The following is a 20,091-nucleotide window of genomic DNA, read 5'->3' as shown; positions in this document are numbered from 1 at the left end:
CCACTGCGCTACTGTGGTGACTACGAGGTGCCAAATAATGAATTCTGATCAATCCATGCTTAAGAAGAACTTAAGAACTGATCAATCCAAGCTTAAGAAGAACTTAAGAAGAACTTTTGGCTTGCAATCCTTAAGGCCTGGACAGGAGCAGGTTATCCAGAACGTATTGGATGGACGCGATACCTTGGTAATCATGCCAACCGGTGGAGGCAAATCTCTGTGTTATCAACTACCGGCCCTGAGTCTGCCCGGCATTACACTTGTCGTCTCCCCTCTAATTTCTTTGATGAAGGACCAGGTGGAGAAACTTGAGGAGATTGGGGTGGAGGCCGGCCAGGTTAATAGCTCTCTGAGTGTGCAGGAAGAGACGGAAGCATTACAGAATATCTCCGAAGCCCAAAGCGACATCGTATATGTAACGCCGGAACGCCTTGCTGATCCGGAATTCATAGCGAGGCTACAGAGCCTTACCGTCAGCCTTTTCGTCGTGGATGAAGCTCATTGCATTTCACAGTGGGGTCATGACTTTCGCCCCGCTTATCTTGAGCTAGGCAATGCCATCAAGGCGTTGGGAAATCCATCCATACTGGCCTTAACCGCGACGGCCACGCCAGAGGTGATGGATGATATAACGAAGCAATTGGGACGCAGATCGGTTGAGCTCATAAATACAGGTGTCTATAGATCGAACCTCCACTTCAAGGTGATACATACCACCAACGCCGAGGAGAAAATCGATGAGCTCAAGAAGTTGATCCGGACGACCGATGGCAGCGGAATTATCTATGCAGCCACGGTAAAAGCGGTGGAAGAACTTGCCGCATCACTTCGTGCAGTGGAGCCAACCGTTACCCTCTATCATGGCCGCCTGCCAAAAAAGAATCGCAGCGAAAATCAGGACCGTTTCATGCAAGGCGAAAGCCGGATCATCGTAGCCACCAACGCTTTTGGGATGGGTATTGACAAGCCGGATATTCGGTTTGTGGTCCATTTTCAAATACCAGGAAATCTGGGTGCGTATTATCAAGAATGCGGTCGTGCGGGCCGCGATGGAAAGGATGCGATATGTACGCTCCTTTATGACCTAAACGATAAACGAATCCAGCAATTCTTTTTAGCGCGCCGCTATCCAACCTTTGAGGAATTGAAGGGTGTCTACAGGGGTATCACGGAGCTGTTGGAGCATCACAGTGTTGTTGAGCTAAGCCAGATACAGGAGAGGTTTAGTCAGTTTTCCAAGAGAAAACTGCAAATATTGCTGAAGCTATTACAGGATCGCGGAATAATCGTTCGCAATAAAAACCTAGGCTATCGCCTCGGGAAAAAAGAGAATCCTTCGGAGAAAATTCTCGAGGTCGCAAACACGGCACATGAGAAAGATGTCCACCACCGCAAGGCACTGGAAGACATGGTTTTCTATGCCCAAGCGGGAGCTTGCCGATGGAAGGTATTGCTTAAATATTTTGAGGAAGAGTCGGCCTGGGAGCATTGTAAACACTGCGACAATTGCCTGGAACCTCCGGAGCAAGCGCTGGAACTTGCTCCGCCTGATCAACGCACAAACCTTCATGAAGAACAAGCAAAGGCTCCCTCTCAAGAAGAACTCGCCATCGGGGTTAGCGTTTCGGTTCCAAAGAGAGGGCAAGGTCAGGTTATTGGCTGTACTGCCGATATGGTCACGATAGCTTTCCCCGAAGGGGAAGAGGGGACTTATCTTAGAGATCACGTCGAAGTTGCAGGAAGCTCATCTCAGGAAAACGTTACGGCTTGATCCCATATAACCCGGAACTGCTCAATAATGCAGCATGTTTCGCCAGAGAGTTGCAGAGGAAGCCAAAAGTCGCTCTGGCGAAAGCCATAGCCGGTGGGTGAGAAATTCCATTGCAATACTACATCCGCACTCACACAGTTGAACCTCGGCTTAATACCAGGAGCAGTTGAAGATACAATGAGGGCGTTAAAACATCTAGTGATCTTCTATGAATCTGCAATACGTACAACTTTGCGCAGAGGCCAAAGAATGAAGATGTCTGCACATAGCTGAAAAACAAAAACCCCCAGCCCTTCCGGCTGGAGGTTTCTCTTGGTACTGCGTTCCATGCAACTAAAGGATAGCTGCTGGCTACGGGTTTATGCACTGCCCGAGTGATAAGACCTATTTCCTAACGCACTGAAGCGTGCCATCACTAATATAACACCGAGACCCTTCGAGGTCATCTGTCTTCACTAGCGGTGAAGCTGCACCTGGCCGCAATCCGCCTGGTGTCTGACTGGCTGTTGATCGCTCACGTCCTTGCATGAACCCTGCCTGTGCGGTACACGGACCGAAGCAGTGGGTTAGAAAAGGTAAAACTGCTGTTCTCGGCACGGACGCAAGGAGTGAAACGATCAGGCAACCGTGGCGCGCAAGGTTTTTGCCGCCGCGACGAGGTTGGTCAGCGCCGGGATCACTTCGCTCCACTGGCGGGTCTTCAGGCCGCAGTCCGGATTGACCCACAGGCGCTCGGCGGGAATGCGCTCGGCCGCTTTTTTAATCAGCTCGACGATGTGCTGCTCGCTTGGGATATTGGGCGAATGGATGTCATAGACACCAGGGCCGATCTCGTTCGGATATTTGAAGTTGTCGAAAGCGTCTAGCAGCTCCATGTCGGAACGTGAGGTTTCCATCGTGATCACATCGGCATCCATGTTAGCAATCGACGCGATGATGTCGTTGAACTCCGAATAGCACATGTGGGTGTGGATCTGAGTCTCGTCTTCCACGCCGTTGGCAGTGATGCGGAACGATTCGACGGCCCAGTCGAGGTACTCCTTCCACTGCGACTTTCGTAGCGGAAGGCCTTCGCGCAGGGCGGCTTCGTCGATCTGGATCACGCGCACGCCTGCTTTTTCCAAGTCCAGCACTTCCTCGCGGATCGCTAGCGCAAGCTGGTAGCAGGACACTGAGCGCGGCTGGTCGTCGCGCACAAAGGACCAGTTCAAAATTGTGACCGGACCGGTCAGCATGCCCTTCATGGGTTTGTCGGTGAGGGATTGGGCGTACTTGATCCACTCGACCGTCATGGCCTTGGGGCGGCTGATGTCGCCGAACAGGATGGGCGGCTTCACGCAGCGCGAGCCGTAGGACTGCACCCAGCCGAACTGGCTGAAAGCGTAACCATTAAGCTGCTCGCCGAAGTATTCGACCATGTCGTTGCGCTCGGCCTCGCCGTGCACGAACACGTCCAGTCCCAGCGCTTCCTGCTCGCGCACGCTGCGGGCGATTTCCGCTTGCATCGCTGTCTTGTAAGCTGCCTCGTTAATCTCGCCGGCCTTGAACTGGCTGCGTGCCTGGCGGATTTCCGTTGTCTGCGGGAAGGAGCCAATGGTGGTGGTGGGGAATTTCGGCAGTTTCAGCAGCGCGGACTGCCTGGCGGCGCGCTGGGCATAGCCGTTCTTGCGTTCGCCGAGTTTGCCGTCGATTTTGGCGATGGCCGTCTTGACTGCGGGGTTGTTGACCCGGGGCGAGTTGCGACGCGCTGCGATGGCGGCCCGGTTAACTTCCAGCTCGGTCTGGACCGCGGCGCGTCCCTGATTGAGGGCGGTAGCGAGCACGCGCAATTCATCGAGCTTCTGCTTCGCGAAAGCGAGCCAGGACTTTACCTCGCCGTCGAGCTTTTGCTCGCTGTCCAGATCGACCGGCACGTGCAGCAGCGAGCACGACGGTGCGATCCACAGACGCTCGCCCAGGCGCTCGTGCAGTGGCTGCAGCCAGTCGAGCGCGGCGTTCAAGTCGGTCTTCCAGATGTTGCGGCCGTTAATCACGCCCAGCGAAAGGACCTTATAGGAGGGCAGCAGGTCGAGCAGACTCTGCACTTCGCTGCCGGCATTGATCGCATCGATGTGCAGACCAGCCACCGGCAGGTTGGCGGCCAGAGGCAGGTTCCCCTGCAGGGCGCCGAAGTAGGTGGCCAGCAAAAGCTTCACGCGGCAAGATTTGAGGTGGTGGTACGCCAGGTTGAAGGCTCGCGTCCAAGCGGCATCGAGTTCGGTAACAAGCACAGGTTCGTCGATCTGCACCCACTCAGCGCCTGCGGCGGCCAGCCTCTCTAGCAGTTCGACGTAGACGGGGAGCAACCGCTCCAACAGGGCCAGCTTGTCAGAATCATCCTTGGCTTTGCCCAACCACAAGTAAGTAACCGGACCGACGATCGCCGGCTTGGCCTTGACGCCCTGCGCCTTGGCTTCCGCCAGTTGTTCCAGTAGCCGCGAAGGATCCAGCTTGAACTCGGTAGCGGCGCTGAACTCTGGAACGATGTAGTGATAATTGGTATCGAACCATTTGGTCATTTCGCCGGCTGCGACACCGCCGCAGCAGTGGACATGTTCATCCGCCGACTGGGCCGAACGGCCGCGCGCCACACGGAAGTAGTTGTCCAGGGCATCCCCGTGAAAGCCGCGTACGCGCTCCGGAAGGTTGCCAAGCGTGAAACTCATGTCCAACACCTGATCGTAGAAGGCAAAGTCGCCAACCGGCACCAGATCCAATGCTGCCTGGTCCTGCCAGTGCCGGCGGCGGAGTTCGGTACCTAAGGTCTTCAATTCGTCACGGGAGGATTGTGCTTTCCAATAAGATTCGAGGGCGAATTTCAATTCGCGCTTGGCGCCAATGCGCGGAAAACCGAGGTTGTGCGTGAGTGTCATGATGCTTAGCCTTGAGTGAGTGGAAAACAGCGCCATTCTAGGCCGCATAATTCATGAATAAAAATGGTATTATTTCATCCATTAATTAACCTTGCTCATACATGATGATACGGCATGACCATACTTGAACGCGACCACCTTGAAATCGTTCGCGCGGTCGAGCAACACGGCTCGTTAACCGCCGCAGCGAAAAAACTGCATCTCACGCAATCCGCGTTGAGCCATGCCGTGCGCAAGCTGGAGGACCAGCTCGGCGTAGCCATCTGGCATCGCGAGGGCCGAAGTCTGCGCTCCACACAGGCAGGAGAATATCTGCTTGCGGTGTCCAACCGGCTGGTGCCACAACTCTTGCATGCGGAAGAGCGCCTCGTACAGTTTGCGAAGGGCGAACGCGGCACGTTGCGTATCGGTATGGAATGCCACCCCTGCTATCAGTGGCTGCTCAAGCTCGTGTCGCCCTACCTCGCCGCCTGGCCGGCAGTGGATGTGGATGTCAAGCAAAAATTTCAGTTTGGTGGCCTCGGTGCCCTGTTCGGCTATGAAATCGATATCCTGGTGACACCCGATCCACTCTACAGGACCGGCCTGCATTTCGAGCCCGTGTTCGACTACGAGCAGGTGCTGGGCGTCGGCCCACAGCACCCGCTGCGTCATGCAGCATTCGTACAAGCAGAGCAACTTGCCGACGAGACGCTGATCACCTATCCTGTCGCTATCGAGCGTCTTGATATCTATACGCAGTTCCTGATGCCCGCCGGTATCAGCCCGAAACGGCACAAACCCATCGAGACTACTGACATCATGTTACAAATGGTCGCAAGCGGCCGCGGCGTAGCTGCACTGCCGCGCTGGCTGGTCGAGGAATATGCCGACAAGCTCGACATTGCGCCGGTTAAGCTGGGCCGACAGGGCATTGCCAAGCAGATCTTCCTGGGCATCCGCAATAGCGATGCCGATATCGACTACCTGCGCGCTTTCGTCGAACTGGCGCGCGCGCACCGCAATCAGCCAAGGTGAACGACATGCACGACAAACCAGACTTCAAGCGAAATCCGCTGCCCTTGCTCAATGGTCACGCCAAAGTGCTGTTGCATTCCTGTTGCGCGCCGTGCAGCGGCGAAGTGATGGAAGCCATGCACGCCTCGGGCATCGACTTCACCATTTTCTTCTATAACCCGAACATCCATCCATTGAAGGAATACGAATTGCGCAAGAACGAGAATATCCGCTTTGCGGAACAGTTTGGCGTGCCCTTTATCGACGCGGACTACGACCGCGACAATTGGTTTGCGCGCGCCAAGGGCATGGAAAACGAACCGGAGAGAGGCATCCGTTGCACCATGTGCTTCGACATGCGCTTTGAGCGCACGGCGCTGTACGCGCACGAACACGACTTTCCGGTCATTACCAGCTCGCTCGGCATCTCTCGGTGGAAGAACATGCAGCAAATCAACGACTGCGGGCAGCGAGCCGCCGAACGCTATCCGGGCCTGCTGTACTGGGACTACAACTGGCGAAAGGGCGGCGGTTCGGCACGCATGATCGAGATCAGCAAGCGCGAGAATTTCTACCAGCAGGAGTACTGCGGCTGCGCTTATTCGCTGCGTGACACCAACAGCCATCGCGTCGCAATGGGGCGGGAACGCATCAAGCCAGGCGTACTGTACTATGGACAGGAAATCGGCACTCCGGCGACCCCTGCCACAGCCGAACCCGAGGCCAAGGCAATGCCTGGGGGCGACGATAATTGCTGATTGCGTGCCGATGCCACGCTGGATAGCTGGAGCCCAGACCGTGCGGAATCGCGGGCTTTTTGTTGTTCGTACCTGAGCAAATTCCACACTCGGCGACTTCCCTCGATTCATCTGCCCTTCCGTTTATATATTCTGCAGCTGAGACTAAGTTAACATCCTTGCATGCCATTCCGGATTGCAAACGCTGCTTCAAAAACATTGCGTACGGTCGCGCTTCTTGAAGCGTTCAAAGGCGCGGTGGTATTGCTAGCAGGTTTTGGCGTGCTGTCCTTGGCTCATCACGACGCTCAGCGGGTTGCCGAACAGTTGGTAGCGCACTCCCACCTGAACCCGGCTTCCCGGTATCCGCGTATCTTCCTTGATTTGGCTGGGCAGATAACGGAGCCGCAGATACCCCTGATTGCAGCGGGTGCGGGGCTATATGTCCTTGTCCGGTTTATCGAGGCATATGGTCTCTGGCATTACCAGAAGTGGGCCCAGTGGGTTTCGGCGGCAAGCGGAGCGATTTATGTGCCTTTTGAGCTTCTGGAGCTGCGCGAACATGTTACCTGGCTAGGTCTCGCCGCACTGGCACTAAACGTGCTGGTAGTTATTTTTATGCTTCATTTTGTGCTCCACGGGAAGGAGATAGTGAAATAGAGCCTGCCGTAGCAGTGAATCCATGTTTTACGTTACAGACTTGAGACCAGTAGGAAAAAAAGCCCTCGGTTAAGGGGGAGAAAACGGGCCTCCGCTTCTTCGACATCACCCGAAACGCTGTAAGCGGAATTTGATGCTGCTTTTCTGCTGGTTGAGCAGGAAAAGGTGTGCAGTGCTTGAAACCGGCAGAGTGATATCTGCGCTGGTTGATTTTTTATCATGAAAAAAATTCTGTTGTTGCTATGCTTGCTGACGCTTGCGGCGTGCGCCGCCCAAAAGGCATTGAAGGGATTTGATACCGATTTTGATGGTGACAAACCCTGGGCTGAACTGCAGGTACAACTGCCTGCTTACCCCAAAGCGGAGAATCTGCTGCCATTTGACGCCGGCCCTGCCAGCAATAATCTTTATTACATCGATGCTCCCTCTCTCGTGGTCGGAGAGGAAGGCATAGTGCGCTATACGCTGGTAATCAAATCACCCGAAGGAGCGATGAACGTAAGCTACGAGGGAATGCGGTGTGCAACCGATGGCGTGAGAGAGCAGGCGAGACTGAAAATATTAATACTTAAATTTCAGGTTACCGAAAAAAGGCTCTACGCCATTGGCCGTGACGACAGGACCTGGGTACGGGCACGAGTATCAAAATGGGAGGAACTCGAAGATATCTCTCAGCATTATGCGCAACGGGCGCTTTCCAGATATTTCTTCTGCCCGGCTAATGTTATTGTGAGAAATAAGGAAGAGGCCATTCAAGCGTTGAAGAGAGGCAGCCATCCACGCGTGATTCAGTAGCGAGCGATAAGACTGAACTCACATGTTGAAGAGCCCATCGGGACAGGCAGCTCTATGTCGAGTTGCGACTTTCGTCGTGGCACGGCGCTGCACGCCTTCGTCACCGCTTTACTGCTTCATTCGGTCGATCTCATTTTCCTTTCAGACAAATTATTTACTGCGGGCGTGCTCTGGTAACTCTTTCGAGATCGTGGCAGGAGGCGGATCCAGCGGCTACAAGTAAGTAACTCTTTCGAGATCGTGGCGGGAGGCGGATCCAGCAGCTACAACTAATCCGGCAGCAGCGGGCGCAGTTGTAGGGAATGAGGATTTATACTCGCGATCACGGTGTAATCGATGTTTCCGGTTGTACCCTTTTTAATAGACGCCGGCGGTTGCTGAAAGGCCCACAGTCCCAAGTTGTCGTTGTGCAGGTTCTGGCTGCGGTTGAAAAATGCTCGAACCATAATCGGCCCCGTCATGGGGCCTGTAGTTGAATTAATCCTGATTCTGTAGCTCGGTGTATTCCCGTTGGGCTGTCCGACATCATCTGTATGGACAGAATCGAACATCGGCATTCCTTGATCCAGTGAGGTGGGCGAAATGGGCAGCAGCAGATTTGCCAATGCAGGGCTGTAGGATAACGTCACCACATTCCCACCAGTGAGGAAACGGAGCGCGTCAACATCATGCCGGACATTATCAATATACATGGTGGAAACCTGGAGGAGCCGCACTGACTCGAACTTTTCCGTCTGCACCGGATCGGGAACCACATCCTCTGTTAATTCAAACGTCCCCGCCACATGGAGCGTGGTTGCCAGGTCAGATGGGTCTTCCAGGATCAGCGCCCAAGAGAGATTCATGATCTGATTAGTCGTGGCGCTGTTGGGGGAACTTGAGCGCGAGCTCGTAATCTGGATCAGCAGCCTGCCCGTACCATCCCGACCGAGTTGGGATGTGTCGACAGCGACACGTTGTAACTGGGGATGGAAGAATAAGGTTCTCTTCGGAAATGAGGTCGAGGTACCGGAGATTGCCGGCCCGAGGACAAGGCTCTGGCCGAACGGCAACGTTGGCGTAGGATCAGCCCCGACCTTGAGCCGCAGATAACCCGAAGAGTAGATAACAAGAACCTGAGGGAAACGGTTTGTGTTGGGTACGCGTTTCGCAAAGGACAGGAGTTTGGTCCTCCCCATTGATTTGCCATTGATTAATACTTCGAATGGATCTTCCGGGATCGCCGTCCGCAGTTTTTTTATCACCCACACGTTGTTGTTAAACATCCCTATCTGCTGCAAAGCGTCCTTGTTTTCCGGAATCCAGTTACCGGGATGCTCATCTTTAGCACGAAGAGAGGAAAATCATAGCCCTTTATTTCATTGATGAAGTGAAATACTGCCAGCCTCATATCCAAATTGGCTTAGTTTAATTAATGGATACATGGAATGTGTACATGGTGCGCTGTTCGGATGGCAGCTTATATACTGGGATCGCCCTTGATGTAGGGCGGCGCGTGGCTGAACACAATACCAATGATGTGCTTGCCGCCAGGTATACCCGCTGCCGGCGTCCAGTCATGCTTGTTTACCAGGAAAAATACGATACCCGCTCAGCAGCAGGTAAGCGCGAGTACGAAATCAAGCAGATGGGCAAGAAAGAAAAATTGATGCTGATTAAGGCTGAATTAACCTCGGGAAAATGACGACGACCTGTTCCAAAGACTGCCGTGCATTTGTGCGGTTCTCTGAGAAATCCCGCCCACCCGGCCATCCGGAATCATACTGCAGCTTCAGTATGACAGAAGAGGCTTACCAATCAGTATTGCTGTGGCAAATAAGCCTGCTGCATACCCACGCGCCTGAGCCGTGCTTGGCTGCCAACCCAACCCAAGGTTCAGCAGGCGGTCCAGAAGAAAGAGAAGATAGCCACCAGTCGATGCCAGTCAATTGGCAGCGGATACTGGGGACGTCGTATGGGCGGCCTTTACAACTGTTTTCTCCGATATACGGAAGCTGTTCAATAAACTGGAACTAGCAGGGCTGCCGCCATACCCGTGAACTATGAAGTGGCAACAAGTTTTCCTGTTTTCACAGTGCCAAGTAATTGGAGACCCCAGCCATGAAAATTGGCTGAGCCGTTCGCCTTGTGATGTACCAGGGCGGCTTCTAACCATTCTCGCCTGGCCATTCATATCAGCACCTCCCGGTCTGATAAGTCGTCCTTCTCGGAACATACCCAGGTAAGCAAACCCCGCTCGTTTGGCTCGAAGTACGGGCGCTTCAGTGGGCGTCAACTTGTATCTGCGTCAATATGTCGCATGCGGCAATATGCCACATGCGGCAATATGCCACATTCCTAATTTAAATCATTTGTTTTACAGTTTGTCCCCAGTCATATGACTTTTTGGAATGGCGCAATGACTTTTAGTAGGGGCTCTCCAGCCATTTAGACGTGGCGCCACGAAAACCGAAATGAATATTTCAAGAGTTTCCATGTTCACGGGAAAATGGAAAAAATTAATCGTTTTGCATAGTCTGGATTTATGATGCAGACCAAACGGCAATGACGGGTTTCCATTACCAGCCCGGCACTTCAAACGAACAAGAAAAATGAAAAGAAAGACTTACTCGGCAATTGTGTCATTCGCGATGTTAACAATGGTTTTCCCGGGTTTAGCCATGTCACAAAGTACAACACCCTCTCCAAAAACGCCGCTTTCTCCGGTAGTCGTGACGGCTAATCCAATCATTGATCGCGTCCGTATCGATCCTTTCTCCAGCACGTCCGCGGTGGTCACTGAGAGTCAGCTACGTGACCAGAACGCATTCGATCTGGCGACTGCATTGCGACGTACCCCCGGGGTGCAGATATCACGTTACAACCCGGTCGGCGGTTTTGGTGGCGATCAAGGAGGTGCTGTCTATATTCGCGGGATGGGTGTAAGCCGTCCTGGCAGCGAAATCAAGACTTATATTGATGGCGTTCCGTTCTACATGGGCGTCTGGAACCACCCACTGCTCGACCTGTTGCCGGTCAATGGCATGCAATCGATTACAGTCTACAAAAGCCCTCAGCCGCAAATCAACGGCAACAATTTCGCATCGATCAATCTGGAAACCAAGCGTGCGTCCGAGGATGGCGTTCAGGCTAATGCAAGGATTTCCGGGGGTTACTTCAGTACTTTTATCGAGCAGGTGGATCTCGTTGGTCGCCGCGGAAACGTGGACTTCATGCTGGCACAAGGCCACGCCCAGTCGAATGGACACCGGCCTAATGCAAGCGGGGAACTGAATAATGTAATGGGTCGTGTCGGTGTGCGGCTGAATGACAATTGGGCGGTTGGGACCAGCTTTTTGTATGTCACCAACCAGGCACGAGACCCGGGGGACAACCGTCTCCCATCCCCAGCCATTGCACCGCAATACATTACACAGGCGGGAATGATATCTGCCTTCATATCCCATAAGCATGGCAACTGGCATGGCGATCTCCGTATTTACCACAACAGGGGTGAAGGCAACTGGCTGCATCAGGCCGGATTGGAAGGAAATCAGTTTAATAATTTCCAGATGACCGGCATGCGCTGGAAAGAACAGTTCTCTCTATGGAAAGGAGGGTCTATTGTTACCGGGCTGGACAGCGACTGGGTCTCGGGCGAATCCCGATTCAATCGCGTAGCGCCGGCCCCATCGGGCACCTTTAACTCGCCGACTTTCCGCGTCACATCGCCTTACATAGCGCTGAGCCAAAAGATCGACCTGGGTAACAGCTGGTCGCTCGTCCCGGCGATTGGTATACGCGTTTATGATCATAGTGAATTCCAGACAAAAACCTCGCCCCACGCCGGCCTATCCCTGATATCCGAGAGGATTACGATATTTGGCAATGTCTCGCGTGGCATCAATTATCCGGGTTTGGAAGCTCCCGTCCTGTCGTCTCTGATTCCCCCGCTCGGACAGACCTGGAAGCAGCTCTCCGCGGAAGAGCTCAATCATGCGGAAGTCGGTGTGAAGCTGACCCCCACGGAATCAACGCAAATCGATATCAGCGTATTTATCGATCAGGTGAAGAATCGTTATATCTTCGGCTTCCCGCCGAATGTTCCGCCCCCTCCCCAATTCATAAATCTCGGGACCTACGTTATGCGTGGCGCCGAAATTGCGATCCGACAAAATATTACCTCTAACTGGACGATATTTGGGGGCTTGACGCTGCTTGATCCTAGCATCGACAACTTGCCCTATACACCGAAGAGGGCCGTTACAGCGGGTATAAACGGGCAAATCGGCCCTGTCCGTCTCACGGTTGATACCCAGTATCAATCAAGCGTATTGGCGCTCAGCCGTCCGCGGGCGGCGGGGGCCGTCAATACTGAGCAAGTGGATTCATTTGTGATCATGAATGCACGCGTATCTCATCGATTGCCAATACTCGGTAAAAGAGGGGAGATTTTCGTGGCCATGGAAAACCTCCTGGATGCGAACTATGCCTATCGCCCAGGTTATCCCATGCCCGGGCGCTGGGGGCAGATCGGGCTATCCGCAAGCTTCTGAACTGAGACTGATATGACTGAGCATTTAATTTAAGAGTGAAGGAAAGTACAAAAAATTATTTTTGTCGGAAATGTATTAGTGCCCGATATAAGTGCCGAGCTTTAGTTTTAAAACATGGAGGTTTTAATGCAACTGTTACCGTTAGTACGTCCTTCAGGAGAGCTAAGTAAAGATGAAATTGCTCGTTATAGTCGACATCTCCTCATTCCCGATTTCGGCCTGGAAGGGCAGAAATGTCTCAAGAACAGTAAGGTCCTGGTAATAGGCGCAGGTGGACTTGGCTCGCCCGTACTTCTCTATCTCGCGGCAGCCGGGGTTGGGACATTAGGAATTATTGATTTCGATATCGTCGACGAATCGAACCTGCAAAGACAAATCATCCATGGGCAATCGGATGTCGGCCGTTTCAAATCCAGGAGCGCAAAGGACTCGGTCAATGAATTGAACCCTTATGTTCATGTTCAGCTTCATAACGAACGCCTGGAAGCAACTAATGCCATCGAGATAATTTCGGGCTATGACCTCGTTATAGACGGAACGGACAACTTCGCGACCCGGTATCTTGTGAATGATGCCTGTGTACTTGCAGGAAAGCCGTATGTCTGGGGATCAATCTTTCGGTTCGAGGGACAGGCTTCGGTTTTCTGGGAAAACGCGCCGAGCGGACTGGGCCTTAACTATAGAGACCTGTATCCCGAACCGCCTCCATCTGAAATGGCCCCTTCATGTGCCGAAGGCGGCGTACTAGGCATCCTTTGCGCTTCGATCGGCGCAATTATGGCGACCGAAGCAATCAAATTGATCACCGGCCTAGGTGAAACTTTGCTTGGCCGCCTCGCCGTTTACGATGCGCTGGATATGACGTATAGATTCATTCCCCTGCGGCGGGCGCCGATAAGAACTCCTATAACGGGATTGATCGATTATCAGGAATTTTGCGGATCGGGGAAACCCGCTTCCGACAATAAAACAAATGTTCCGGTAATCAGTGCACTGGACTTGAAACAACTGCGGGAAAGCGGCATGGAGATGCAGCTCATTGACGTCCGAGGAATCGAAGAATGGAACATTGTTCGTATTGAAGGTGCAAACCATATTCCTAAAAACAAGATCATGACGGAAGAAACTTTATCCAGGCTGAATAAAGAGGATCTCATCATCCTTCATTGCAAGATGGGCATGCGTTCCAGGGATGTTCTGACGGAAATGCAAAAACATGGCTTTACAAACGTAAAGAGCCTGGACGGAGGAATTCTGGCGTGGATAAGGGATGTGGACCGCTCATTGCCGAGCTATTAGCTGAGCCGGGAAGCGGTTACGGCCTTCACTTTTACTGACTTAGTCACGCACGCATCACATTTTTTGCATTTCCCGAGAGTCATTCGGTATCGACAATCCGTCATGTTTAAAAAGTCCCGTCTCTCCGACACGAAAATTCTGTTTGTCATTCAATGAACCTACTACTCAGGAGTTGAAAATTATGCTGACCATACACGCCAAACTTGTTGAAGCGATGCTTGCTCAAGCACATAAAGATCACCCTATTGAAACCTGTGGAATCATCGCCGGACCCGCCGGTTCAAATCTTCCGCTTCGCTTGATTCCGATGCGTAATGTAGCCCAGTCGGAAACCTTTTTTAAATTCGACCCGCAGCAGCACCTTCAGGTGTGGAGAACTATGGAGATGCGAGGCGAGGAGCCCATTGTTATCTACCATTCGCACACCCATACGCAAGCCTACCCCAGCCGTACAGATGTCCAGTATGCAACGGAGCCGGCGTCTCATTACGTCATTATTCCTACAGAGCCGGCATATACAGAAGAAATCCGCAGCTTCCGCATCGTGGACGGGACGGTGACCGAAGAACGAGTGAGGATGTTGGGTTCCTATAAAACAGAATGGGAATTGTCGATGGTTGCCTAGTTGTATGACCCGCGCAACAAACCGAGCCGATTTATACGTATCCCCAAGGGAAGGACGAAAAATGAGTAAATCAAGAGCCGTCGCGTTACTTGTCGCTGTTTTACTGTCAGGGATATCAATGTTTGCCGGAGCCCACGATGAAGCATATTTCGATTCCAGGGAATCGGCGCACGGTGGGCAAACGCGAATGGCTGGCCCTTACCACCTGGAGCTCGTCGCCAAGGATAAGGAAATCGTGCTCTATGTAATGGATCATGCAGACCGTCCGTTGAGCACCGAGGGGGGCGGTGGCAAGGCAAACGTTCAAATCGGCAAGGGCAAGGATAAGACCTCTATCAAGCTGGAACCGGCGGGAGAAAACATGCTAAGGGGTAACGGGGATTTTTCTGTTGCTCCCCAGACAGTGGTCACAGTATTCGTTGACCTTCCCGGACAGGAAGTCACGACCGTCCGCTTTATCCCGCTCAAGGCCACGGCCAAGACTGCCAGGAAAGAGAACGCCGCCAAGCCCCAGGCCGGGAGCAAGGACGCACATGACCACCATCACATGTGAGGTTTACCAATCGTAACGGAGCGTCGGCTTGAGTTGAAGCCGGTTTTGCGAGCTCGCCTCCACCGTAGTTTCCGGGTTTTGTGATCATAAAATCGAAAAGGAATAGCTATGCCTATCACAGTAAATGTCCCAACCATACTCAGACCGCTCACCAATAATCAGAAGCGGATTGAAATTTCTGGTGTCAACGTTCTCGAAGTCATTGATCAAATAGAGCACCAGTATCCTGGCGTGAAAGAAAGGCTGATAACCGACGGCACGGCACACAGTTTCATCAATATTTACGTAAACGATGACGACATTCGTTTTGGTAAAGGGTTATCAACAGAATTGCGGGATGGCGATTCGCTGACCATTTTGCCCGCTGTCGCCGGCGGGCAAGCCGAGCCTGTTCGCTTCCCGCATATAAAATGAATATGAACCGTGCCTTAACCGGTTGCGGGATAACCGGTCCATTCGATGGTCATAGTCCGGAGTTCGCTGCTATCGCGTCCTCACTGCTTTACCAGTCCACCGCACTGGGCATGCAAATTGAGTCGAGCAAAAGCCCTGCGGAAAATCGCGCGCTATCTTTTGAATTCAAGACCCCGCATACCCAGCCTATCGTATGCGTCGTCGATAAATGGAGCGACGCATCCAGGCAAGCGTTTATGACTGAAAATATTATGCAGGCGGCATGTGGGCTTATGTCGGTGCATGGTCGAGCAAGTGGCAAATACCGGCCTCTGGGGTTGAACTACGTCTCGACCTTAACGGCCGCGCTGGCGCTTCAAGGTGGAGCTGCGGCTTCAATCGGTCAGCTACGCGGCCTGCCCATACGGCACAGCAGCGTTTCGATGGCAGCGGCAGCGCTATTAAGCCTGGGACAGTATATAGCGGGAGCAACAGTGTGCGAGTCTCCGGAAGTACTGTTGCCGGACAACACCTCCCATACCCCCTGTCTTCCCCTGGTTTCTTCGGACGGTATCATCTTTGAAATCGAAACGCTGGATGTCGGCCCTTGGCAGAAATTCTGGACCGAGGTCGGTGTGAGTTCAGCAGTGGCCGGCAAGGGATGGGCCGCTTTTCTGCTGCGATATGCTAAAGCCATATCTCCTCTGCCTGATGAACTAGTCAGCGCGATATCAGATCTTTCTTACCAGCATATTTCACAAGTATGTGCTCGTACTGGCATGTCAATCTGTCCCATACGATCCATTGACGACAGAGCGAAGGATGACGACTGCAGGCACGTTTGGCTCCAGGGACCCTGGGAGTTCCTTTACGAGAGAAGTCCGGACAGCAGGGCATCAACCCGGGCCAGCGGTGACCTGCCGTTAAGCGGGCTGACCATCATCGAATCCTGTCGGCGAATTCAAGGTCCTCTCGCGGGACATCTTCTCGCACTTCTGGGCGCAACAGTTATCAGGATCGAGCCGCCGGGTGGAGACCCGCTGCGAGGTATGCCGCCAATGGCGGAGGGTTGCTCGGCACGATTCCATGCGCTTAACCGTCTTAAAACTATTGAGGAAGTGGATATCAAGTCTCCCGTTGGACAAGCGAAAATCAAGGAACTGGTGCGGGATGCGGATGTGTTTCTGCATAACTGGGCGCCCGGTAAAGCGGTGCTGTTAAATCTGGATGATGAAGACCTGGCTGCGGTTAATCCTTCCTTGATTTATGCCTACGCCGCGGGTTGGGCGACAGACAGGGCGGCTCATTGCCCCTTGAACTCAAGACCCGGCACGGATTTCATGACTCAAGCCTACTCCGGGGTTGCCAGAAAGATCGCGGACACTTCAGGGAATCATGGCGGCTCTCTATTTACGGTATTGGATGTACTCGGAGGGGTCGTTGCAGCCCAGGGGATTACCATCGCACTGCTCAATCGTTGTATGAATAAGGTTGGTGCGAAAGTCACTTCCTCGCTGATGAGCGCCGCCACGCTTCTGTGTGCGGATGATTTCCGTGAGGTATATAACATGCCCACTACTTTCGAAACCTCAAAAAGTATTATCGACAAAATCTATGACACCAAGCAGGGAAAAATCGCCGTTGAATGTTGCGATGTAGCAACGTTAATGCGATTAGCTGAGGCTCTTGAAATCGACACGGATACTGAAACGGCCGATTTTGAGGCGCACCTGGACTCTTTGTTCCGGTCAAGAACCGCTACTGAATGGGCTGAAGTGCTGGAAGATGCATGCGTTCCTTCAGCTGTGGTTATCGAAAACCTGGCTGACCTGCAGAACATAGCATATCTGCAGCCGGGCTTGAGTCCTGGCTCTTATACGAGCGTGAATTCTCCCTGGAGTTTCAGATGAATCATTCGGGCATCGTAGACATGGTTCCTGCTGAAGTTCGCCGCGAGTGGACCCTAAATGGGATCTATCCAAATAAATCCGTATACCAGCTGTTTTGCGAACATGTATGTCAGAACCCTGACAGCCCTGCGGTCGTATCGTTTGATGAGACGATCACTTACGCAGCACTATTAGACAGGGTGCGTCGTCTTGCAACCAGCTTCAAAGCAGTGGGAGTTGTTTCCGGAGATGTCATCGCTTATGAGCTCCAGAATGGTTGGCATGGTTGCGCGATCGATCTCGCTGCCGCTGCAATAGGAGCGATTGTGGCACCGTTTCCCCCAGGGCGTGGGCGCCTTGAGATTGTGTCATTGCTAAGACGGTGTGCCGCGCGCGTAATTATTGTTGAGCATGAATACGCCGGGGTTGACCTGTGTGAACTTATTGAGTCGATACGGCCGATTCTGTTGTCGCTCCGTGTTCTCATTGTGGATGGGGAAGAGCGAAACGGCTGGCATACGATGGATAGCCTGTTTGGAGCCGAGCCGATTGAATCAAGCCAATTACCCACCGTTTCCCCCGACCTCCCCGTTCGGCTGCTGATCTCGTCCGGAACAGAATCCGAGCCAAAGTGGGTTGCTTATTCCCACAACGCGCTGATTGGTGGACGAGGACGTTTTCTGCAACGAATACACGTCGATGGCAGTGCTTTCAGGGGCCTCTATCTGGTGCCGCTGGGCACGGCATTCGGTTCAACCGCAACATTCGGTGTTTTATCCTGGCTCGGCGGAGCCGTGGTTCTGCTGCGTCAATTCGACGTCGCCGCTGCCATTCAAAGTATCACCGAATTGAAGCCGACCTACATCTTTGGTGTTCCCACCATGTTCCAACGCATCGCCGCTGATCCGGCATTATCAAAAGCGGATACGTCCAGTCTGATCGCTATTATTAGTGGTGGAGCGAAAATTGACGAGACGTCAATCCGACGATGTACCGAGGCGTTTCGATGTGGCTTTATCAGTTTATACGGATCTGCGGACGGTGTTAATTGCCACACTACCCTTCATGATGATTTGGAAACGGTTTCTCGCAAGGCCGGGAGGCCTAACCCGGAGGTTTGCTCTATCCGGATAGTAGATGACGAGAAGAAGGAGGTTCCCCAAGGTTGTGTCGGAGAAATAGCTGCCAGAGGCCCGATAAGTCCTATGCAATATGTGAATGCTCCTGACCTGGATGCGCTATATCGAGACGCGGATGGCTGGGTTTTTACCGGTGACCTTGGTTTTATCGATGATGATGGATATCTGGTGCTATCCGGGCGCAAGAAAGACATCATTATTCGCGGTGGTCTCAATATCAGTCCTGCCCAAATCGAAAACATCGCCGTTTCCCATCCGGCTGTTGTCAGCGCTGCCTGTGTACCTGTAGCCGATCCGGACGTTGGCCATCGGGTTTGCCTTTGCCTGGCATTGAAGGATGGGATTGAACGCCCATCGCTATCCCAATTCACTCGTTACTTGCATGAGAAGGGCCTGGATACGAATAAATTGCCGGAATATTTGCGCTATTACCGCCAACTGCCCCTCAGTCCGGCAGGAAAAATCGATAAGAAGCGGTTATCTGCCGAGGTGGAGTTCAGCAACTACACGGCCAAAGCTGGCCTTGTCCAATTGGCGAATCAGTTGTGAAAACACAACCGCGCTGTATGGAATTGGCGCGATCCCTTTCGGTAGAGGTGAGAGGCTTCGTCGATGAGCAAATCCTTCCCCATGAACCAATGTTGGCCGATGGCGGAGATCTGGCCGCGGGATTGCAATCCGAGCTTACCGAAAAAGCCCGATCTGCCGGGCTGTGGGGCTTGTTTTACCCATTGTCTCATGGCGGAAAGATGGCATCGCTTGAAGAGTACCTTATCGTTGCCGAACAGGAAGGGCGTTCGGAATTCTCTCCGGCAATTCTTGGGAGCCATTCCGCATTGGATGCGCATATGCTCTTGGAATTTGGTACCAACGAAATCCGTAAAAATTTCCTTGAACCAATGGCGGCGGGGAAAGCCATTCCGGCTTACGGGATGACTGAACCGGGACATGGTGGATCGTTCCCCGGCTTGATATCGACGACCGCACAGTTCGAAAACGGGAATTGGACGATCAACGGCAGAAAATGGTTTGTTGGCAACGCAGACCGCGCCACTTTTGTTACGGTCCTGGCACGCACCGCCGGGGAAGATTTGCCACTCGGCAAGTCACACTCCATGATTCTGGTCCCGACAGATACACCCGGATACAAGGTCGAGCGCCAAATCTCGATATTGGGTCGTTTCCTCGGTCAGGGCGAGATGTCTTTCACAGAGGTCGAGGTCCCTGAGAGCAACCTCTTGGGATCCAGTGGCGGCGGGATGGATTTGATGAGCCGACGCCTTCGAAGGGGGAGGCTGCTACGCTCGATGAATTGGATAGGACTGGCCCAACGATGTTTCGATCTCATGGGCGCCCGGATAAATTCCGGCCGTGGCCTCTCCGCGCGACTGCATGAAAAACAGCTGGTCCGCCAACACCTCGTCACGGCGTACCAATCCATAGCAAGTGCGAGGGAATTGATTCGAGTCGCTGCCCGCGGCGTTGACGGGGGATGTCCAAATGATGTCCAGATCAATGTCGCGAAAATCGCCGCGTCGCAAGCACTTTGCATTGCTTCGGACTCGGCAGTGCAAATCTATGGCGCGGAAGGCATTAGCGATCTTACCCCGCTCTCCGGCATTTATAGAATTGCCCGGACGTCACGCATTCTGGACGGAACCGACGAGTCGCTTGTCAGCTCAGTGGGGCGCCGGCTCATCAATTCTTTTAAAGAAGAAGACACCTATCACTTTGCCTGATCCCATGGTTGCCGATCTGTCGAAATTTTTCTTCAAATTGGGGTCTGG

General features: G+C 53.0%; 16 protein-coding genes. 14 read left to right on the top strand and 2 right to left on the bottom strand.

Annotation, left to right across the window (positions count from 1 at the left end; all coding sequences use genetic code 11):
* The first annotated feature begins 37 nt into the window (after window positions 1–37).
* Window positions 38–1,771 (top strand): ATP-dependent DNA helicase RecQ, encoded by a 1,734-nt coding sequence (locus R5L00_RS01170; protein ID WP_317652933.1) that lies wholly within the window; start codon window positions 38–40, stop codon window positions 1,769–1,771.
* A gap of 617 nt (window positions 1,772–2,388) precedes the next feature.
* Here R5L00_RS01170 and metE read toward each other — a convergent pair.
* The gene (gene metE, locus R5L00_RS01165; protein ID WP_317652932.1) at window positions 2,389–4,683 is read right to left on the bottom strand and encodes a 5-methyltetrahydropteroyltriglutamate--homocysteine S-methyltransferase; all 2,295 of its coding nucleotides are present in this window, start codon (window positions 4,681–4,683) and stop codon (window positions 2,389–2,391) included.
* Window positions 4,684–4,803: 120 nt separating this feature from the next.
* Between metE and R5L00_RS01160 the strand changes: the two genes are divergently transcribed.
* The 4 genes from R5L00_RS01160 to R5L00_RS01145 all read left to right on the top strand — a co-directional run bounded on the left by R5L00_RS01160 (window position 4,804) and on the right by R5L00_RS01145 (window position 7,871).
* Window positions 4,804–5,700, top strand: a complete 897-nt coding sequence (locus R5L00_RS01160) for a LysR family transcriptional regulator (RefSeq protein ID WP_317654209.1) — start codon at window positions 4,804–4,806, stop codon at window positions 5,698–5,700.
* Between the two features lie 5 nt (window positions 5,701–5,705).
* Window positions 5,706–6,437: an epoxyqueuosine reductase QueH gene (locus R5L00_RS01155; protein WP_317652931.1), complete on the top strand. Its 732-nt coding sequence runs from the start codon at window positions 5,706–5,708 to the stop codon at window positions 6,435–6,437.
* 162 nt (window positions 6,438–6,599) lie between these two features.
* Window positions 6,600–7,076 carry a DUF2127 domain-containing protein gene (locus R5L00_RS01150; RefSeq protein WP_317652929.1) on the top strand — a complete coding sequence of 159 codons (477 nt, stop codon included), beginning with the start codon at window positions 6,600–6,602 and terminating at the stop codon, window positions 7,074–7,076.
* 219 nt (window positions 7,077–7,295) lie between these two features.
* The gene (locus R5L00_RS01145; protein ID WP_107692644.1) at window positions 7,296–7,871 is read left to right on the top strand and encodes a CNP1-like family protein; all 576 of its coding nucleotides are present in this window, start codon (window positions 7,296–7,298) and stop codon (window positions 7,869–7,871) included.
* A gap of 269 nt (window positions 7,872–8,140) precedes the next feature.
* Here the strand turns inward: R5L00_RS01145 and R5L00_RS01140 are convergent, their stop codons facing one another.
* Window positions 8,141–9,136, bottom strand: a complete 996-nt coding sequence (locus tag R5L00_RS01140; protein ID WP_317652928.1) for a hypothetical protein — start codon at window positions 9,134–9,136, stop codon at window positions 8,141–8,143.
* Between the two features lie 149 nt (window positions 9,137–9,285).
* Between R5L00_RS01140 and R5L00_RS01135 the strand changes: the two genes are divergently transcribed.
* From R5L00_RS01135 to R5L00_RS01095, 9 genes are all read left to right on the top strand, one after another.
* A complete protein-coding gene (locus tag R5L00_RS01135) occupies window positions 9,286–9,555 on the top strand; it encodes a GIY-YIG nuclease family protein (RefSeq protein ID WP_317652927.1) in 270 nt (89 codons plus the stop codon).
* Window positions 9,556–10,531: 976 nt separating this feature from the next.
* Window positions 10,532–12,406, top strand: a complete 1,875-nt coding sequence (locus tag R5L00_RS01130) for a TonB-dependent receptor (protein ID WP_317652926.1) — start codon at window positions 10,532–10,534, stop codon at window positions 12,404–12,406.
* A 126-nt stretch (window positions 12,407–12,532) separates the two neighbouring features.
* The gene (gene moeB, locus R5L00_RS01125; RefSeq protein WP_317652925.1) at window positions 12,533–13,705 is read left to right on the top strand and encodes a molybdopterin-synthase adenylyltransferase MoeB; all 1,173 of its coding nucleotides are present in this window, start codon (window positions 12,533–12,535) and stop codon (window positions 13,703–13,705) included.
* A 181-nt stretch (window positions 13,706–13,886) separates the two neighbouring features.
* The gene (locus tag R5L00_RS01120) at window positions 13,887–14,330 is read left to right on the top strand and encodes a M67 family metallopeptidase (protein ID WP_317652923.1); all 444 of its coding nucleotides are present in this window, start codon (window positions 13,887–13,889) and stop codon (window positions 14,328–14,330) included.
* A 61-nt stretch (window positions 14,331–14,391) separates the two neighbouring features.
* A complete protein-coding gene (locus R5L00_RS01115; RefSeq protein ID WP_317652922.1) occupies window positions 14,392–14,883 on the top strand; it encodes a hypothetical protein in 492 nt (163 codons plus the stop codon).
* Between the two features lie 108 nt (window positions 14,884–14,991).
* Entirely contained in the window at window positions 14,992–15,297 is a 306-nt protein-coding gene (locus R5L00_RS01110) for a MoaD family protein (RefSeq protein ID WP_317652921.1), read from the top strand.
* Complete coding sequence (locus tag R5L00_RS01105; RefSeq protein ID WP_317652920.1) at window positions 15,294–17,186, top strand: CoA transferase; 1,893 nt, start codon at window positions 15,294–15,296, stop codon at window positions 17,184–17,186. Before R5L00_RS01110 ends, R5L00_RS01105 begins: the two co-directional genes overlap by 4 nt.
* Window positions 17,183–18,853, top strand: coding sequence for a class I adenylate-forming enzyme family protein (locus R5L00_RS01100; protein WP_317652919.1), 1,671 nt, complete (start codon window positions 17,183–17,185; stop codon window positions 18,851–18,853). Before R5L00_RS01105 ends, R5L00_RS01100 begins: the two co-directional genes overlap by 4 nt.
* Window positions 18,850–20,043 carry an acyl-CoA dehydrogenase family protein gene (locus R5L00_RS01095; RefSeq protein ID WP_317652918.1) on the top strand — a complete coding sequence of 398 codons (1,194 nt, stop codon included), beginning with the start codon at window positions 18,850–18,852 and terminating at the stop codon, window positions 20,041–20,043. Before R5L00_RS01100 ends, R5L00_RS01095 begins: the two co-directional genes overlap by 4 nt.
* Window positions 20,044–20,091: the final 48 nt, after the last annotated feature.

Source organism: Nitrosospira sp. Is2, assembly GCF_033095785.1.
Taxonomy (GTDB): Bacteria; Pseudomonadota; Gammaproteobacteria; order Burkholderiales; family Nitrosomonadaceae; genus Nitrosospira.
The sequence above is the reverse complement of the archived record's forward strand: the minus strand, read 5'-3'. Positions and strand labels throughout refer to the sequence as shown.

What these genes read in the sequence shown, in the direction of transcription:
- R5L00_RS01170 (WP_317652933.1), top strand. Translation starts at nt 38, where the DNA reads ATGAATTCTGATCAATCCATGCTTAAGAAGAACTTAAGAACTGATCAA.
- metE (WP_317652932.1), bottom strand. Translation starts at nt 4,683, where the DNA reads ATGACACTCACGCACAACCTCGGTTTTCCGCGCATTGGCGCCAAGCGC.
- R5L00_RS01155 (WP_317652931.1), top strand. Translation starts at nt 5,706, where the DNA reads ATGCACGACAAACCAGACTTCAAGCGAAATCCGCTGCCCTTGCTCAAT.
- R5L00_RS01150 (WP_317652929.1), top strand. Translation starts at nt 6,600, where the DNA reads ATGCCATTCCGGATTGCAAACGCTGCTTCAAAAACATTGCGTACGGTC.
- R5L00_RS01145 (WP_107692644.1), top strand. Translation starts at nt 7,296, where the DNA reads ATGAAAAAAATTCTGTTGTTGCTATGCTTGCTGACGCTTGCGGCGTGC.
- R5L00_RS01140 (WP_317652928.1), bottom strand. Translation starts at nt 9,136, where the DNA reads ATGTTTAACAACAACGTGTGGGTGATAAAAAAACTGCGGACGGCGATC.
- R5L00_RS01135 (WP_317652927.1), top strand. Translation starts at nt 9,286, where the DNA reads ATGGATACATGGAATGTGTACATGGTGCGCTGTTCGGATGGCAGCTTA.
- R5L00_RS01130 (WP_317652926.1), top strand. Translation starts at nt 10,532, where the DNA reads ATGTCACAAAGTACAACACCCTCTCCAAAAACGCCGCTTTCTCCGGTA.
- moeB (WP_317652925.1), top strand. Translation starts at nt 12,533, where the DNA reads ATGCAACTGTTACCGTTAGTACGTCCTTCAGGAGAGCTAAGTAAAGAT.
- R5L00_RS01120 (WP_317652923.1), top strand. Translation starts at nt 13,887, where the DNA reads ATGCTGACCATACACGCCAAACTTGTTGAAGCGATGCTTGCTCAAGCA.
- R5L00_RS01115 (WP_317652922.1), top strand. Translation starts at nt 14,392, where the DNA reads ATGAGTAAATCAAGAGCCGTCGCGTTACTTGTCGCTGTTTTACTGTCA.
- R5L00_RS01110 (WP_317652921.1), top strand. Translation starts at nt 14,992, where the DNA reads ATGCCTATCACAGTAAATGTCCCAACCATACTCAGACCGCTCACCAAT.
- R5L00_RS01105 (WP_317652920.1), top strand. Translation starts at nt 15,294, where the DNA reads ATGAATATGAACCGTGCCTTAACCGGTTGCGGGATAACCGGTCCATTC.
- R5L00_RS01100 (WP_317652919.1), top strand. Translation starts at nt 17,183, where the DNA reads ATGAATCATTCGGGCATCGTAGACATGGTTCCTGCTGAAGTTCGCCGC.